Raw genomic sequence first — 226 nt, 5'->3', positions numbered from 1 at the left:
GAGGTCCCGTGCCGGGTAGACGGTGCCGGGATTCACCGGCTGCCCACTCCCGCGCTGCCCGACCATGCCCGAGGACTTGTCGTTAACGCCAAGTACGTAGAACAACGCACCATCGACGCTGCTGTTAACCACAGCCGTACCGCCGCCCTGCTGGCCCTGAGCCACCACCCGCTTGTTGACTCCGTTCACGTCGCCGAACAGCTGCTTGACGACTTCGCTGACGCCT

At 64.6% G+C, this 226-nt stretch carries 1 protein-coding gene; it reads right to left on the bottom strand.

Translation table 11 applies throughout. The features are described 5' to 3' along the window. The coding region (locus tag GT045_RS40205; RefSeq protein ID WP_237539069.1) for a hypothetical protein at positions 1-226 on the bottom strand (226 nt) is incomplete at both ends.

This window comes from Streptomyces sp. SID486, from assembly GCF_009865385.1.
Lineage (GTDB): Bacteria > Actinomycetota > Actinomycetes > Streptomycetales > Streptomycetaceae > Streptomyces.
This window is presented reverse-complemented; position numbering and strand designations above follow the sequence as displayed.